The sequence below is a fragment of the Croceibacterium salegens genome (assembly GCF_009827435.1).
In the GTDB taxonomy this organism is placed as follows: Bacteria; Pseudomonadota; Alphaproteobacteria; order Sphingomonadales; family Sphingomonadaceae; genus Croceibacterium_B; species Croceibacterium_B salegens.
In genome coordinates this window covers 261,457-277,433 of sequence record NZ_WTYM01000033.1, presented here as the reverse complement: position 1 = coordinate 277,433, position 15,977 = coordinate 261,457, and the positions used below count along the sequence as shown (strand labels likewise).

General features: G+C 65.3%; 11 protein-coding genes. 7 read left to right on the top strand and 4 right to left on the bottom strand.

Annotated elements, in window-relative coordinates; genetic code table 11:
* Positions 1 to 5: 5 nt before the first annotated feature.
* Positions 6 to 599: a malonic semialdehyde reductase gene (locus tag GRI89_RS07335; protein WP_159793665.1), complete on the bottom strand. Its 594-nt coding sequence runs from the start codon at positions 597 to 599 to the stop codon at positions 6 to 8.
* The gene (locus tag GRI89_RS07330; RefSeq protein WP_159793663.1) at positions 599 to 1,171 is read right to left on the bottom strand and encodes a NifU family protein; all 573 of its coding nucleotides are present in this window, start codon (positions 1,169 to 1,171) and stop codon (positions 599 to 601) included. Before GRI89_RS07330 ends, GRI89_RS07335 begins: the two co-directional genes overlap by 1 nt.
* A gap of 90 nt (positions 1,172 to 1,261) precedes the next feature.
* Between GRI89_RS07330 and GRI89_RS07325 the strand changes: the two genes are divergently transcribed.
* From GRI89_RS07325 to GRI89_RS07295, 7 genes are all read left to right on the top strand, one after another.
* On the top strand, positions 1,262 to 4,177 hold the full coding sequence (locus tag GRI89_RS07325) for a M16 family metallopeptidase (RefSeq protein ID WP_159793661.1): 2,916 nt from the start codon (positions 1,262 to 1,264) through the stop codon (positions 4,175 to 4,177).
* 103 nt (positions 4,178 to 4,280) lie between these two features.
* Entirely contained in the window at positions 4,281 to 5,654 is a 1,374-nt protein-coding gene (locus tag GRI89_RS07320) for a class II 3-deoxy-7-phosphoheptulonate synthase (protein WP_159793659.1), read from the top strand.
* Between the two features lie 205 nt (positions 5,655 to 5,859).
* Complete coding sequence (gene egtB, locus GRI89_RS07315) at positions 5,860 to 7,101, top strand: ergothioneine biosynthesis protein EgtB (RefSeq protein WP_159793657.1); 1,242 nt, start codon at positions 5,860 to 5,862, stop codon at positions 7,099 to 7,101.
* Entirely contained in the window at positions 7,101 to 8,087 is a 987-nt protein-coding gene (gene egtD, locus GRI89_RS07310; protein ID WP_159793655.1) for an L-histidine N(alpha)-methyltransferase, read from the top strand. Before egtB ends, egtD begins: the two co-directional genes overlap by 1 nt.
* Positions 8,084 to 9,016, top strand: a complete 933-nt coding sequence (locus tag GRI89_RS07305; RefSeq protein ID WP_159793653.1) for a DUF5996 family protein — start codon at positions 8,084 to 8,086, stop codon at positions 9,014 to 9,016. The genes egtD and GRI89_RS07305 overlap by 4 nt, the downstream gene beginning before the upstream one ends.
* A gap of 7 nt (positions 9,017 to 9,023) precedes the next feature.
* Entirely contained in the window at positions 9,024 to 9,734 is a 711-nt protein-coding gene (locus GRI89_RS07300) for a retropepsin-like aspartic protease family protein (protein WP_235912855.1), read from the top strand.
* A gap of 61 nt (positions 9,735 to 9,795) precedes the next feature.
* A complete protein-coding gene (locus tag GRI89_RS07295) occupies positions 9,796 to 11,166 on the top strand; it encodes an MFS transporter (protein WP_159793651.1) in 1,371 nt (456 codons plus the stop codon).
* A 63-nt stretch (positions 11,167 to 11,229) separates the two neighbouring features.
* Here GRI89_RS07295 and GRI89_RS07290 read toward each other — a convergent pair whose 3' ends face one another.
* Complete coding sequence (locus GRI89_RS07290) at positions 11,230 to 12,663, bottom strand: sulfatase-like hydrolase/transferase (protein WP_159793649.1); 1,434 nt, start codon at positions 12,661 to 12,663, stop codon at positions 11,230 to 11,232.
* A gap of 92 nt (positions 12,664 to 12,755) precedes the next feature.
* Positions 12,756 to 15,950 carry a TonB-dependent receptor domain-containing protein gene (locus tag GRI89_RS07285; RefSeq protein WP_159793647.1) on the bottom strand — a complete coding sequence of 1,065 codons (3,195 nt, stop codon included), beginning with the start codon at positions 15,948 to 15,950 and terminating at the stop codon, positions 12,756 to 12,758.
* Between the last annotated feature and the right edge of the window lie 27 nt (positions 15,951 to 15,977).

Here is a 15,977-nt window from a genome sequence, read left to right as displayed (position 1 = left end):
GTGCGTCAGTCGATGCGGTTGAAGGTGTCGAAGTCGGGTCGCGGGCTGCGCCCGAAGATGCTGGCCTTGTCGCCATGGCCGATGCCGCAGATGAAATTGCTGCGGTGGCGCGGCTGGTCGGCGAAGAACGCCTTGTCGACGGCGGCGTTGTCGAAGCCCGACATCGGCCCGCAGTCGAGTCCAAGCGCGCGAGCGGCAAGCATGAGGTAGGCGCCCTGCAGCGAGGAATTTCGGAAGGCGTGGACCTTGCGGCCTTCCTCGTCGCCCGCGAACCAGCTCTTCGCGTCGGTGTGCGGGAAGAGCCAGGGCAGCTCCTCGTGGAAATCGATGTCGTAGGCGATGATGGCGACGACCGGCGCGGTGAGGATCTTCTGCTTGTTCCCCTCCATCGCGCAGTCGGCGAGTTTCTGCTTGGCCGCATCCGACTTGCACCAGAGGATCCGCGCCGGCTGCATGTTGGCCGAGGTCGGACCCATCTTCATCAGCTCGTAGATGGCGTGGATCTCGGAGTCCGAGACGTTCTCGCCGGTCCAGCCGTTGTAGCTGCGCCCCTCGCGAAACAGCGTGTCGAGCGCGTCGTCGCCGAGTGCGCCTGCCATCAGGCGGCCCTCACTTCGCTGACCTCCGGCACATAGTGCTTGAGCAGACCTTCGATGCCGTGCTTGAGCGTGGCGGTCGAGCTGGGGCAGCCGGAGCAGGCGCCCTGCATCTGCAGGAACACGACGCCGTCGCGGAAGCCGCGGTACTGAATATCGCCGCCGTCGCCGGCCACGGCCGGGCGCACGCGGGTCTCGATGAGGTCCTTGATCTGCGCGATAACGTCGGCATCGGCCGGATCGTCCTCGACCTCGGGTTCGGCGGGGACGCTGATCGCACCGGCATCGCCGCCGCTGAACAGCGGGGCCTCGGACACGAAATGGTCGAGCAGGATGGCGACGACCTGCGGCTTCAGCGTGGACCACCCGGCACCCGGTGCAGCGGTGACGGAAACGAAATCGTGGCCGAAGAACACGCCGGTCACTTCGCCGGTGCCGAAGATCGCATCGGCGAGCGGCGATACCTCGGCTTCTTCGGGGGTGGTGAAGTCGCGCGTTCCGCTGGCCATGACCTGGCGGCCTGGCAGGAACTTGAGGGTGGCCGGGTTGGGCGTCGTTTCGGTCTCGATGAACATGCCTGCGATGTAGGCATGGGCACCGCCGGGGGCAAGCAAGCTTGAGATATTCACTGTCCCTTCATGCCCCTTGCCGATATGTCTCCCGCGATGACTGTCTTGTCGCGCTTGCTCTGCGCTCTTGCCCCCCTCTCCCTGATCGCCTCGCTGCCGCTCGCGGCGCAGGATGTGGCAGAGCAGCCTTCGGTATCCGCAGACGCACTGTCCGCGCCGAAGTATCTCGAGCCCGACGATCCGTGGATTTACCGCGGCACCGACATCCCGGTCGATCCCGAGTGGCAGTTCGGCGAGATGCCCAACGGGCTTCGCTACGCAGTGCGCAACAACGGGGTGCCGCCCGGGCAGGTGTCCATTCGCGTGCGGATCGGGGCCGGTTCGCTTTACGAGGGCAAGGGCGAGGCCGGGTTCGCCCACTTGCTCGAACACCTGACCTACCGCGAATCGAAGTACCTCGGGTTCGGCGAGGCAATTCCCAAGTTCCAGCGCTGGGGTGCCGCGTTCGGCTCCGACACCAACGCCGAAACCACCCCGACGCACACGGTCTACAAGCTGACCCTGCCCAACGCCCAGCCCGATACATTGCGCGAGGCGGTGCGACTGATCTCGGGCATGATCCGCGAGCCGACGCTGTCGAAGGCCGACCTTGCCGCCGACGTGCCGATCGTGCTGGCCGAACGGCGCGACCGCATCGGGCCCGAACTGCGCATCGCCGATGCCAGCCGCGAAACCTTCTTCAAGGGACTGCTCCTCGCCGATCACTCGGTCATCGGCACGGTCGAGGACCTGCAGGGTGCGACGCCCAAGGCGGTGCGGGCCTTCCACGATCGCTGGTACCGGCCCGACAACACCACGATCGCTGCCGTCGGCGATGTCGATCCCCGGGTCCTCGCGGATCTCGTCGAACAGTATTTCGGCGACTGGCAGAACGAGGGCGCAAAGACCCCGCGGCCCGATTTCGGAACCCCGCAAGCTCCAGCGGGCTCCGATCCGGACAATCCGGTCGGCCAGACCACGGTCATGGTTGAACCCGGCCAGCCGCGCTCGATGACCTACGCTTACCTGCGGCCGTATGTGCAGGTGACCGACAACATGGAGCTGAACCGAAGGCGCCTGATCGACGCAGTGGGTGAGGCGATCATCAACCGCCGGCTTGAAGCGCGCGCCCGCAACGGCGGCAAATTCCTCTATGCCGGGGTCGACCACCAGGACATCAGCCACTCCGCTTCGGCCACGTTCGTCAGCTTCGCCCCGCTCGATGCCGACTGGCAGGGCGCGCTGTCCGATGTCCGCTCGGTGATCGCCGACGCGCTCGAAACTCCGCCTTCGCAGGAGGAAATCGACCGCGAAGTGGCCGGGCTTGAGGTCGCCTTCACCAACCAGGTCGAGCAGAGCACGATCCAGGCCGGCTCACAACTTGCTGACGACATCATGCAGGCGGTCGACATCGGTGAATCGGTCGGCACTCCCGACTTGTTCCTCACCGTGTTCCGACAGTCGCAAGACCGCTTCACGCCGCAGGCGGTGTTCGAGCACACCCGACAGCTTTTCGAAGCCAACGTCATCCGCGCCTTCTACCTGACCCCGACGGCGGGCGAGGCGACCGACGAGCAGCTCGGCGCCGCGTTGCGCGAGATGCCCGATACCGATGGCAGCGTGCGTCAGGATGGCCCGGCCATCTCGTTCGCCGACCTGCCGCCGATCGGCGTGGCGCAAGCCCCGGTCGCGACCCGGCCAATCGGCGTCTACGAGATTCAGCAGATAGACTATGCCAACGGGGTCAAGGCGCTGGTCTGGAACAGCGGCAACGAACCTGGCCGCGTTACCGTGCGAGTTCGCTTCGGCAGCGGCTGGCGCGGCTTCACCGGGGATACCGCTGTCTACGCCCACCTCGGCGAGATGGCGCTCGTCGGCGCCGGCGAGGGGATGCTCGGGCAGGACGAGATCGAGCGGGTCACTGTGGGGCGCAAGATCGGCTTCGATTTCCGCATCGACGACGGGACTTTCGTGTTCGAAGGCCTTACCCGGCAGGCCGACCTTGCCGATCAGCTATACCTGTTCGCCGAGAAGCTGGCTCATCCGCGCTGGGACAAGCAGCCAATCGAACGCGCGCTGGCCTCGTCCAAGCTCGCCTACGACAGCTACGACCTCAACCCGGGGGCAGTGCTCAATCGCGACCTCGAATATCTCCTCAGCAACAAGGACGCGCGCTTTGCCACGCCGACGCCGAAGCAACTTGACTCGGCGACGGCCGAGGGGATGCGCGAGGTCTGGGAGCCGTTGCTGAAGCAGGGACCGGTCGAAGTCGACGTGTTCGGCGATATCGATGAGCAGGCCGCAATCGATGCGATTTCGAAGACCTTCGGCGCGCTACCGGCGCGTCTCCCGATCGACCGGGAAACGCTGGCGCGGTCGATCGATTTCCCTCCCGGTGGTGGTGCGCCGGTCGTCTTGCGCCACGGCGGAGATGAGGAACAGGCCGCGGCGGTCATCGCCTGGCCCAGCGGAGGCGGATCGGCGGGGCTGCAGGAAAGCCGCAAGGTCGACCTGCTGTCGCGCATATTCTCCAACCGCATCGTCGACGCCCTGCGCGAAAAGGCCGGCTCCAGCTATTCGCCTCAAGTATTCTCCGACTGGCCGACAGACATTGCCGGCGGCGGTCGGATTGTCGTCCTGGCGCAGATGCCGCCCGGACAGGTCGATCCGTTCTTCGCCACGACCGAATCCATTGCCGCCGACCTCGCCCAGAACGGGCCGAGCGAAGAGGACCTGCGCCGCGCCGCCGAACCGATGGCGCAGCTCATCACGCGCATCCAGACCGGGCATACGTTCTGGCTCAACCAGCTCGAAGGATCGACCAACGATCCCAACCTCGTCGCCAACCTGCGTTCGCTACTGCGCGACTATACGCAGACGCCGAAAGAGGAGCTTCAGATGCTGGCGCAGAAGTACCTGCAGATGGACAAGGCCTTCAAGGTCGCGGTGCTGCCGCGCGACAGGGCGAGGTGACGGCTGAATTCGCCGCGAATCGATACCAGATGTAACCTTTGCAATGGTACGGGGCAGGGCGTAAACGCGCCGCCTCAAAAACAATGAGGCATTGGAATTCGACTTGGCAAAGAATTGGACTCCCGACGGCTGGAAAGCGTGCGAAGCGAAGCACCTCCCCGTCTATGAGGACGCGGAGGCATTGGCGCAGACCGAGCAGGTCCTCGCCAACTTTCCCCCGCTCGTCTTCGCGGGAGAAGCGCGCGCGTTGAAGGCGCAACTGGCTGAGGTCACCGCCGGTCACGGCTTCCTGCTGCAGGGCGGCGACTGCGCCGAGAGCTTTGCCGAGTTCCATCCGAACAACATCCGTGACACCTTCCGCGTGCTGCTGCAGATGGCGGTCGTCCTTACCTTCGCCAGCAAGCGTCCGGTGGTGAAAGTCGGCCGCATGGCCGGGCAGTTCGCCAAGCCGCGCAGTTCGCCGACCGAGACGCAGGGCGAACTGACCCTGCCGAGTTACCTCGGCGACAACGTCAACGGCATCGAGTTCACGCCCGAAGCGCGGGTCAACGATCCGCAGCGGATGATCCGCGCCTATTCGCAGGCGGCCTCGACACTCAACCTGCTGCGCGCCTTCGCCAGCGGTGGCTATGCCAACCTGCGCCAGGTCCACAAGTGGACGCTCGATTTCATGGGCCGCAGCCCGTGGGCCGACAAGTTCGCCGAAACCGCCGACCGCATCGGCGAGGCGCTCGACTTCATGGAAGCCTGCGGAATCGATCCCGAAACCGTGCCGCAGCTCAAGAGCACCGACTTCTATACCAGCCATGAAGCGCTTCTTTTGCCTTACGAGCAGGCGCTGACCCGGCAGGACTCGCTCACCGGCAAGTGGTACGACACCAGCGCGCACATGCTGTGGATCGGTGACCGCACTCGCTTCGAGGGCAGCGCCCACGTCGAATACCTGCGCGGTGTCGGCAACCCGATCGGCATGAAGTGCGGCCCGAGCCTCGAGCCCGACGCGCTGCTGCGCTTGCTCGACACGCTAAACCCGGCGCGCGAGGCGGGGCGGATGACGCTGATCAGCCGCTTCGGCCACGACAAGGTCGAAGCCGGACTGCCCAGGCTCGTCCGTGCGGTGCAGGCCGAGGGCCATTCGGTGCTGTGGAGCTGCGACCCGATGCACGGCAACGTCATCAAGGCCGACAGCGGCTACAAGACCCGCCCGTTCGACCGCATCCTGTCCGAGGTGAAAGGCTTCTTCGCGGTCCACCGTGCGGAGGGCACCCATGCCGGCGGCATCCACATCGAGATGACTGGGCAGGACGTGACCGAATGCACCGGCGGCGCCGTCGCCATCACCGACGCCGGGTTGGCATATCGCTACCACACGCATTGCGACCCGCGGCTAAACGCCGCGCAGTCGCTTGAGCTTGCCTTCCTGCTTGCCGAGATGCTCAATCTCGAAGCCGGTGTCGGGCATCGCAGCGCCGCCTGACTCGGAACTCAGGGAAATTGCATTGGGACCGCCTCGGTGGTTCCTGACCTGCTGTGTCCTGTACTGTTCCGCCAAATGCGCCGGCCGAAACCGGGTCCAGCTTGCCGCGTATGACTGCCTGACCGGGGGTTATTCCCGCCAGCGCCTTTAAATCGACATCGCGCGCGTCCATTATGGAACAGGACTGCCGGCAGCAGGAGAGACGATGCCCGAGGCCAGTGTCCGGACCGATCCGCTCGAAAGCGCAGGGCTGGCCGCTCGATTCCGCGCCACCCGCTCGCTGTCCGAAGCGCTCGTCGAACCACTGAGCGAGGCCGACGCGACGATCCAGTCGATGGAGGACGCGAGCCCGGCCAAGTGGCACCTCGCGCACACCACCTGGTTCTGGGAAACCTTCCTGCTCCGCGACCATGCGCCCGGATATCGCCTGTTCGACGGCGACTGGCCGTTCCTGTTCAACTCGTATTACGAGGCCGAAGGCGAGCGCATCCTGCGCAAGCGACGCGGCCTGCTCTCGCGGCCGACGCTGGCCGAGGTGCTAGACTGGCGCCGCCATGTCGATGAGGCAATGGAGCGCTTGTTCGAGGATCCGGCCTGCGCCGGTCTCGTCGAACTCGGCATTGCCCACGAGCAGCAGCACCAGGAACTGCTGCTGACAGACATCAAGCACGCCTTCTCGAAGAACCCGCTCGGCCCGGCGATGTGGCCGCACGGCGGGTGCATCCCCGCCGAAGTATCGCACGCGCCCGAGTGGTACGAGCATCCGAGTGGGATCGCGATGATCGGGCATGAGAGCGAGGGCTTCGCCTTCGACAACGAAGGACCGCGCCACCGCGTCCTGCTCGAACCTTTTGCGCTCGCCGGTGCGCTCGTCACCAACGCCGAGTGGGACGCGTTCATTGCCGATGGCGGCTACGGCACCGCTTCGCTGTGGTTGTCCGACGGCTGGGCCTGGGTCCAGCGCATGGGCATCGCCGCGCCGCTCTACTGGCGCGACGGCGAGCAGTTCACCCATTGCGGCTGGGCCGAGCGCGATCCCGAAGCGCCGGTGACGCACATCTCGTACTACGAGGCCGACGCCTTTGCCTCGTGGGCCGGAGCGCGTCTGCCGACAGAATTTGAATGGGAAGCCGTGGCGGCGCTGGGTCATGATCCGGCAGGTGGCAACCAGCTCGACGGCGCCGGTCCGCCGTTGCCCAAGGGGAGCCATGGCCTGTTCGGGGACTGCTGGCAGTTCACCCGCTCGGGCTACCTGCCGTATCCGCGCTTCAAGCCTGCGGCGGGCGCGGTCGGTGAATACAACGGCAAGTTCATGGCCGGGCAATGGGTGCTCAAGGGCGCCAGCTGCGCCACGGTGCGCGGGCATTCCCGGGCCAGCTATCGCAACTTTTTCTACCCGCAGCAACGCTGGCAGTTCACCGGGCTGCGGCTGGCAATGGACACCTGATGGCGGCATACGATGGACTGGCCCTCGTCGAGCTCGACGAAGACGGCGTCGACAAGGCGTTCCGCGCCGACGTGCTCGCCGGTCTGGCGCAGGAGCAGAAGGCCGTGCCCGCCCGCTGGTTCTATGACGATGCCGGTTCGGAGCTGTTCGAGGACATCACCCGACTCCCCGAATACTACCCGACCCGCGCCGAGACCGAGATCCTGCGCGAGCATGGCGACGAGTTCCTCGACCTGATTGGGCCGGGTCGGGCGGTGGTGGAATTCGGGTCGGGATCGTCGGTCAAGACGCCGCTGCTGCTGCGCGCGATCGAGCCCGCGGCCTATGTCCCTCTCGACATTTCCGGCGACTTCCTGCGCGCCGCCGCGGGCGATCTTGCGGCCAAGTTTCCCGGCCTTCCCGTTCACCCGGTCGAGGCCGACTTCATGCGCGAAGTCGCGCTCCCGGATGCGGTGGCCGACATGCCCAAGCTCGGCTTCTTTCCCGGTTCGACCATCGGCAACATGGTCGCGCGCACCGCCGTCGACCTGCTGCGCTCGATGCGCGGCACGCTGGGCGCGGGATCGCAACTGCTCATCGGCATGGACCTGATCAAAGACCCGAAGGTCCTCGAAGCCGCCTATGACGACGCGGCGGGGGTGACGGCCGAGTTCAACCTCAACCTCGCCCGGCGCATCAATCGCGAACTCGGAGGGACCATCCCGCTCGACAAGCTGCACCACGTCGCCCGTTGGAACGACACTTTCGCCCGCGTCGAGATGCACCTCGAGGCGCTGGAGGACATCGCCTTCGAGGTTTCTGGACACCGCTTCGCCATGACGGCGGGCGAGACCATCCACACCGAAAACAGCCACAAGTTCTCGCACCGCAGCCAGCACACGCTGCTGCTGGCGGGCGGCTGGACCCCGCTGCGGCGCTGGCTCGATTCGCAGGGCCGCTTCTCGCTGATCCTCGCCGACTGGACCGTGCCGCGCGGCGCGCCATGACCGCCTGGCCGCGCCTCGATTACGCCGCCGATGCGGGCACGATCGAGACCCTGCACCTCTTGCTGCAACTGGTCGGCAAGCTCCCGACCCGGCTCCACCCCTGGCTTAACCACGGCTGGCACGCCGCACTGCGAATGACAGCCTTTGGGGCCGCCACAAGGCCGCTCCCTGCTGGAGATCGGCAGTTCTTCGTGGAACTCGACTTCCATCAGGGAGCCATCGCGGTGATGCGAAGTGACGGTGTGCGTGAGAGCGTCGCAATTGCCGGCAAGACGGTGGCCGAGGTTCACCATGAACTCACGGCATTGCTCGCACGTATGGGGCTGCCTGCTCCGCTCCACGGCAAGCCCAACGAGTTGCCCGACCCGATCCCCTTCGCCGAAGACGAGCGCCCGCGGCATTGGGACGCGGATGCCGCGCGTCGGCTCCACAACGCCTTCCTGAACGCGGACCGCGCCTTCAACGCTTTCCGTTCATGCTACCTCGGCAAGTCCTCGCCGAGCCACCTGTTCTGGGGCAGCTTCGACCTCGCGGTGACGCGCTTTTCGGGCCGCCTCGCGCCACAGCACCCCGGAGGCATTCCCCACCTGCCCGATGCCGTGACTCGCGAAGCCTACAGCCACGAAGTCATCAGCGCCGGGTTCTGGCCCGGCAACGGCGGGTTCGGGCAGGCGGCGTTCTACGCCTATGCCTATCCGGTTCCCGCCGGGCTGGGCGAGAGCAGCGTCCTTCCCGCGGCGGCCGGCTGGAAGGGCGATCTCGGCGAATTCATCCTGCCCTACGCAGCGGTGCGGGATGCGGCAGACCCCGATGCGCTCCTGCGCGAATTCCTCACGTCGACATTCGATGCCGCTGCGCGCCTGCTCGACTGGCCCGAGGGCCTGCTGATCCCGGGCGCGCCGTGCTGCGGCCACCCGCCACAAACATAGCGCGGTCATGGCAATCGATGGCGCGGCGGGCTATCTCTGGAGCATGGACCTCGCACCGATCTGGGAGCAACTCGCCGGGACGATCCGCGCCTTGCCAAAGTCTGGCCTGCTGCTTGCCGCGCTGGCGGCGATGATCATGGGCGTGCTCGGCTCGCTGACCATGCGGCGCCTGCCTGCGCTCGGGCAAAGCCTGCGGATGGCGAGCACGTTCGGGCTGATGGGCGTGCTGGTCTTGGTCATCCTGCAGGTTTCGCGGCTCGATTCGCGTTTCGACCTTGCCGTGCCCGAACTTGGCATGCCCGAACAGGTCGTTGCCGGGGGCGAGACGCGCGTGCCGCTCGCCCCCGATGGCCACTACTGGCTGCGTGGGCAGGTCAACGGCGTGCCTGCCGCGTTCATGATCGACACGGGGGCGACGCTGGTCGCGCTGTCCGAGGAAACCGCCGACGCCGCCGGACTCGATCCGAGTGCGGGAGGATTCCCGATCATGATGGATACCGCCAACGGCACGGTGCAGGCGGACATGACCAACATCGGCGAATTGCGCTTCGGCAATGTCGCCGCGCGCGGGATCGATGCGATCATCGCCCCGGGTCTCGGCGAGACCAACGTCATCGGCATGAACCTGCTGAGCCGCCTAAAGTCGTGGCGGGTCGAGGATGGCACCCTGATCCTCGTGCCGCACAATCCACAGGACGAGGTCACGACCGCCGATTGACGTAGGCCCCCGCGGCCTTCACTCTCCCTTTTTGACATAGTCCAGCGGGAGAGGGACTTTCATGAACGAAGCTGTCGCGCAGCAACGCTTCGACGTTACCGCATTCATCGACGAACGAAAGCTCGGCTGGCGCGAATTCGCCATGCTCGCCGTGTGCTCTCTGGTGCTCTTCATCGACGGCTTCGACATGTACTTCTTCGGCAAGATCCTGCCGGCGATCGCCACGGGCCTGAACGCCCGGCCCGACCAGATGGATGTGGTGATCTTCTGGACCTACGTCGGCATGACCGTCGGCGCGTTCCTGATGCCGCCGCTGGCGGACCGGATCGGGCGGCGCCCGGTGCTGGGCATCTGCGCGGCCGGGTTCGGCGTGTTGTCGATCGTCGGGGCCTATGCCGACACGGTCACGCACATGGCGATCATCCGCGGCCTTTCGGGCATTTTCTTTTCCGCCATGCTGCCGATCGGCCTTGCGCTGCTTTCGGAGATGACCCCCAGGCGCTGGCGAGCGGCGTTTATGGCGATTGCGCTGGTGTGGTTCTCGGGCGGTAACGCGGCGAGCGGGGTCATCGCGGCGTGGCTGCTCGACCTCTACGGCTGGCAGATCGGCTTCTACGTCGGCGGCGTGCTCGGCTTCCTGGCGATCCCATTGCTTTTGATCATTCCAGAATCGCTGGCCTTCCGCGTGACTCGCAACCCGGCGGACCCGAAGATTCCGGCGACGATCAATGCCATCGGCGCGAACCGGCCGGTGCAGGACGGTGAGGTCTTCCACCTCGGCAACGCCCCTCCGCCGGAGCGCGACCTTGGCCCGCTTGCGCTGCTGCAGAAGAAGTACCTGGCGCAGACGCTGATCCTGTGGGCCGTGTGCTTCCTGTCGCTCGGCAACATCGCGCTGCTGCAGAACTGGCTGGCGACCTTTATGCAGGAAATCGGTGGCATCCCGATCCAGGAATTCGCCATCTCGGCGATGATCTCGTTCGCCGGGGGCGCGGTCGGGACGCTGATCATGGGCTTCCTGATGGACCGCATGAACCCCTACTGGCTGATCGCCGTGTTCTACTTCGTGGAGGCCATCGCGCTCTACACTCTCGGCAGCGTGCCCTTCAGTTCGGGCATCTTCCTCGGCGCGCTGATCATGTGGAACTTCACCCAGGTCGGCGGGCAGACCGGTCTGAACAACCTTGCGACGCTCAGTTATCCGCCCGAGATGCGTTCGAGCGGCATCGGCTGGGCCGGGGGCTGGGGGCGGATTTCAGGCATGGTCATGGCGCCGTTTGCCGGGGCGATGGCACTCAGGATGATGCTGCCGCTCGACGCCATCATGGGCCTCGTTGCCGGCATCGCGGTGGCGGTCGGACTTGGAGTTATCGTGCTCGGGATCGTTGCCCCGGTGCTGCATCCGAGGAAGGGCGCTTCAGTATCTCACTGACTTGAGTCGCCGGACGGCGGCGGGGAGAGAACTCGGTACCCCTCCGCCGCCCGGCTTCCCCCCTCAATCGTTCCAGCCGTAGTGATCGGCCAGTTCCTTCGGTGTCCAACCGAAGCTCGAAACGCTCTTGTCGTAGGGGATCATCCCCTTGTTCCACTCGTCGAACGCGCCCTTCAGCTCGGCGAACTTGTCGGGCAGGCGCTTGGCGAGGTTGGCCCGTTCCTGCGGGTCGGCGACGATGTCGAACAGGTACTCGTTGCCGTTGATCGACAGGTACTTGTACTGCCCGCGCCGCGCCGCCTTCTGGTCCTTGTTCCAGAAGCGCCAGAACAGCGGGCGATCGGGCAGCGTGCTGCCGGCGAGCGCGTTATGGATGTCAAGTCCATCGGCCGGATAGGCCGGGTCCGGCGCTCCACCGGCTGCCGCGAGGAACGTCGGCAGGATGTCCATCGAGATGACCGGGACGTCGCTCTTGCTGCCCGGCGCGACGAGGCCCGGCCAGCGCACGATGAATGGCACGCGCAGGCCGCCTTCGAGCAGTTCGGTCTTGATGCCGTTGAACGGCCAGTTGTGGCTGTAGCGTTCGCCGCCGTTGTCGCTGGTGAAGACGACGACGGTGTCCTCCTCCATGCCCAGCTCGCGCAGGCGGGACAGGATCCGGCCGACGTTGCGGTCCATCGACGTGACCATGCCAGCGTAGGTTTCGAGATCGCCCCCGTCATAATCGGCAATGCCAAGCTCGCCGGGATTGTTCTTCGCGGCGATGCGGGCGGAGTCGGCGCGGCCTTTCTCGTTGTCCGCTTCCCACGGCCAGTGCGCGGCGGTGAAGTGCAGGCTCAGCAGCCAGGGCTTGTCCGGCTCCTTCGCGCGCGCCGCAAGATATTCGAGCGAACGGTCGGCGAGCAGGTTGGTGTAGTACCCCATCTGCTCGATGCGCACGTCGCCGTCCCACAGGTCGGGCTGGTTGGCGATCGAATGGGTGTAGTAATCGACCCCGCCGCCACGGTTGCCCCAGAACTCGTCGTAGCCACTCTGCAGCGGGCCGAACTTCGGGAGATTGCCGAGGTGCCACTTGCCGACCAGCGCTGAGTGATAGCCCAGCTTCTTCAGCAATGACGGCAGGTTGGGGTGCTCCGGCGGCAGGCCCCAGGTCGGGCCGCCAAGCGGTTCTTCGAGACCGGCGCGCAGTCGGTACTGGTAGCGGCCGGTGATCAGGCCCATACGCGTGGCGCTGCACACGGCCGAATTGGCATAGCCGTGCATGAACTGCATGCCCTGCGCGGCGAGGCTGTCGATCGCCGGCGTCGTGTATTCCTGCCGGCCGTAGCAAGACAGGTCGCCCCAACCGAAGTCATCGGCCATGATGAACAGGAAGTTCGGCTTGCGCCCCGGATTGCGTGCCAGGCCCGGCCCGGCAGCGGCCAGAGCTGCGGTCCCCAGAATGCCGCCGACGGCACTGCGGCGGGTAATTCCCTTGCGGGGGGCGGTATCAGTCATTTCCAGCATTCTCCCGGTCTTCGGGTGGCCAGGTCGGCTGGAGTCCTCCTCCCCGGCCGACCTCGCCTGTCAAGCGCGTGTGGCGCGAAGCCTCACATCTTGATCCTGAGCCCGAGCGTGTACCGGCGCCCGAGAACGTCATGCAGTGCATTGAAGGTCTGCGTCGCGTTCGCCGTGAAGAAGCTGTAGGTCGCGACGACCGGCGGATCCTTGTCGAGCAGGTTGGTGATCGACAGGTAGACTTGGGCATCGGTCCCGGAGAGCTCGAAATCGTAGTTCATCCGGGTATCGAGGTAGAACGTCGACGGAATCTTATTGTTCTCGATCGTGATGCCCGCCGCGCCCGCTGTGGCCGGGTTCTGGATCTTTGTGCTCTGCAGGTACCGGCCGGTGAAGTTGATGTTGAACGGGCCGTTGTTGTATGTGACGAAGCCGGTGGCGCGGAACTTCGGGAACGAACCGAAGCCTTCGAAGTGGACCGGGACCGGGTCGAAGTTGTTCGAGGGCAGAGCTGCACCCGTGTTCGAACGCTCGAACAGCCAGGTGCCGAAGGCGCGGAACGAGAGTCGTTCGTTTTCTCCGCCGAAGACGTTTACGTCGGTGCTGTAGTCCATCTCCGCGTCGATACCTTCGACGTAGGATCTGGCGACGTTGACGTACTGGTCGCCGACCAGGATCATCAGCGGATATCCGCCTGCCGGGGTTTTGTCGGTCGTGCTTTCGGTGATCAGGCCGCAGAACAGCGGATCGTTATCCTCGTAACAACGCCGCGCGACTTCGGCGAGGCCGACCTGGCCGATCGCTCCCTTGAGGTCGACCTTGAACCAGTCGACCGAGAGCTGGAAGCCCGAGAAGAACGAGGGCTGGAAGACGACACCGGCGGTATAGGTATCCGCTTTCTCCGGGTTCACGTTGGGATTGCCCCCGGAGAACGTGGTCACAGAATAGCTGGCGGTGCAGTTGACCGACGTTGGCGGCGGATTGGCTGCAGCGCAGGCTGTCATATCCGCCTGCGAGATGCGCGGATCGAGCACTGTGCCGATACCGCCGGTCTTGTTGAACCGCTCGTTGAGGTTCGCGGCGCGAACGTCGCGCGAATAGGTGCCGCGCAGGCGCAGGTCGTCGATGATCGAGACGTCGAGGCTGCCCTTGTACGACCAGATCTGGCCCGAACCTTCGTAGTCCGCCCAGCGAGCGGCAAGATTGAGGTTCGCGCGCTGGCCGTGCCCGGTGTTGAAGACCGGTATAAGCGTTTCGCCGAAGATTTCCCACACGTCCGCGCTGCCCTGGATATTCGAGGTCTTCGAATACTGGGTGCCGACGGTGTTGGCGCAGTCGCCGCCGCTGACGCCGCGCAGGCCCGGCGATTGTCCATTGCACAGCACCGGATGGCCGGTTGCGTGGTTGGACGACGGGTTCGCCTGGTCGCGGTTGATCTGGTAGATCGAGTCCTTGCGGTACGAACCGCCGAAAGCCATCGAAATCGGACCGGCGGGCAGGTCGAAGACCTGGCCCCGGAAGCTGAGTTCGGCGAATTGCTGCTTGAACGTCGTGATCGCGCGCTTGGCGTTGGTCGAGGTGTAGGAATCGGTGATTCCTAGGTCGAAACCGGTGTCGGCGAAGTACAGCGGCGTATCGATCTGTACGCCCGGATCCATGCCGGTGATATAGTCGTAGCCGTCAGGCGTCGGGTTGCCGGCGCCGCCGACACCGAACAGGTTGACCGGCGAACAACCCGGGAAGTCGTTGCTGCCGAACAGCGTCACACGGCAAACCGGATTGCCAGTGCCGTCGTCCACCGCGTCGAGCGCGGCGAAGACTCGATCCACGCGCAGGCCGAACTGGTCCCACACCTTCTTCGATTCGGCGTACTGGTAATAACCGTCGGCTTGCCAGCCGTCGAAGAACCCATCCGTGTCGAAGCTGTATTCGAACCCGGCCGTTCCGATGTTCTGCGTGGTCCTCTCCTCGTAGTAAAGCGCGCCGCAGTCCTCGATGCTGCACATCTTGCGCAACGAGAACGACGCATACTGCGGGGCCGCAGCGGTGCCGGTGCCGATCATGGCCGCCGCGACCTGCGGGTAATACTTGTTGAGGTAGAAGTTGTCCGAGAAGACGGTGAAGGTGGTCGGGAAGCCGACGCCCGAACCACGCGGCGTGGCGTTTTCGAACAGGTGGCTCTTGCCGCGCATGTACTGTGCGAAGATCTTGAGGTTGGAGGTCAGATCGTAGTCGGCATAGGCGAATACCGAATAGCGGTCGGTATCCGGCCAGACGTTGCAGACCTCGCCGCAGTTGATGTCGTCGCCGCTGCCGCCGGAAGTACGCGCATCGATGGCGCCGATGGCGCCATCGGACGCGACTCCGAGCTGGTAGGCCGATACACCACCGGCATCGTTGAACTGGAAGTTGTTGAACGAAAATCCCGGAGGCCCGCTGATAAGGCCACCGAAAGTGACGCGCGACGAACGCACGTCCGGCCACACTTCATCGATGCCGTCGGCATCGGAGTCGAGCAGGCCGTAGCCCTTGTACCAGTCGCGACCCTTGTAGGAGAAGATCGGGTCCATGGCGTTGACTTCGGCCGAGAACAGGAAGTGCCCGCGACCATCCGAGAATGGCGTGCCGTAAGCGATGCTGCCCTCGTAATTAAAGCCGTCCCCGCGTTCGGTGATGCCGGCCTGCAGGTTGACTTCGAGGCCGGTGAACTTGGTGTCGAGCAGGAAGTTGGTCACGCCCGCGACCGCGTCGGTACCGTAGGCGGCCGAGGCGCCGCCGGTCACGTTTTCAACGCCCTTGAGCATGGCCGCCGGGATGAGGTTGATGTCGGCGCCGCCGAAAGCGGTGCTCGGCGCGATGCGCCGGCCGTTGAGCAGGGTCAGCGTGCGGTTGGTGCCGAGGCCGCGCAGGTTCAGGTTGCCCGTACCCGAACGCGCGAAGAAGCCGGCGTTGCTATTGGGAGAATCGTTGTTGATGAAGATCGGCAGCGTGTTCATCGCCTGGATCAGCGCGCCGGGATCGAGGTTGTCGATTTCCTCTTCATCGATCGCCGTCACGGGCGTGGCGGTTTCCATGCCCGACGGAATCGACAGGCGCGAGCCGGTGACGACGATGTTGTTGCCGCTGTCGCTTGAGCCGAGTTCCTGGGCGATCTGGTCGCTTTCGGTCTGGGCTTCGTCCTGCGCAAGTGCCGGTGAAGCGGCGAAGACAAGTGCCGTTGCGCTGGCTCCGAAGGCCAGCCCCTTGCGGATGGCGGACACACCTACGGCGTTCGTGAAATACCTCATGAGTTCCCTCCCTGTGTTCTGGGGAAG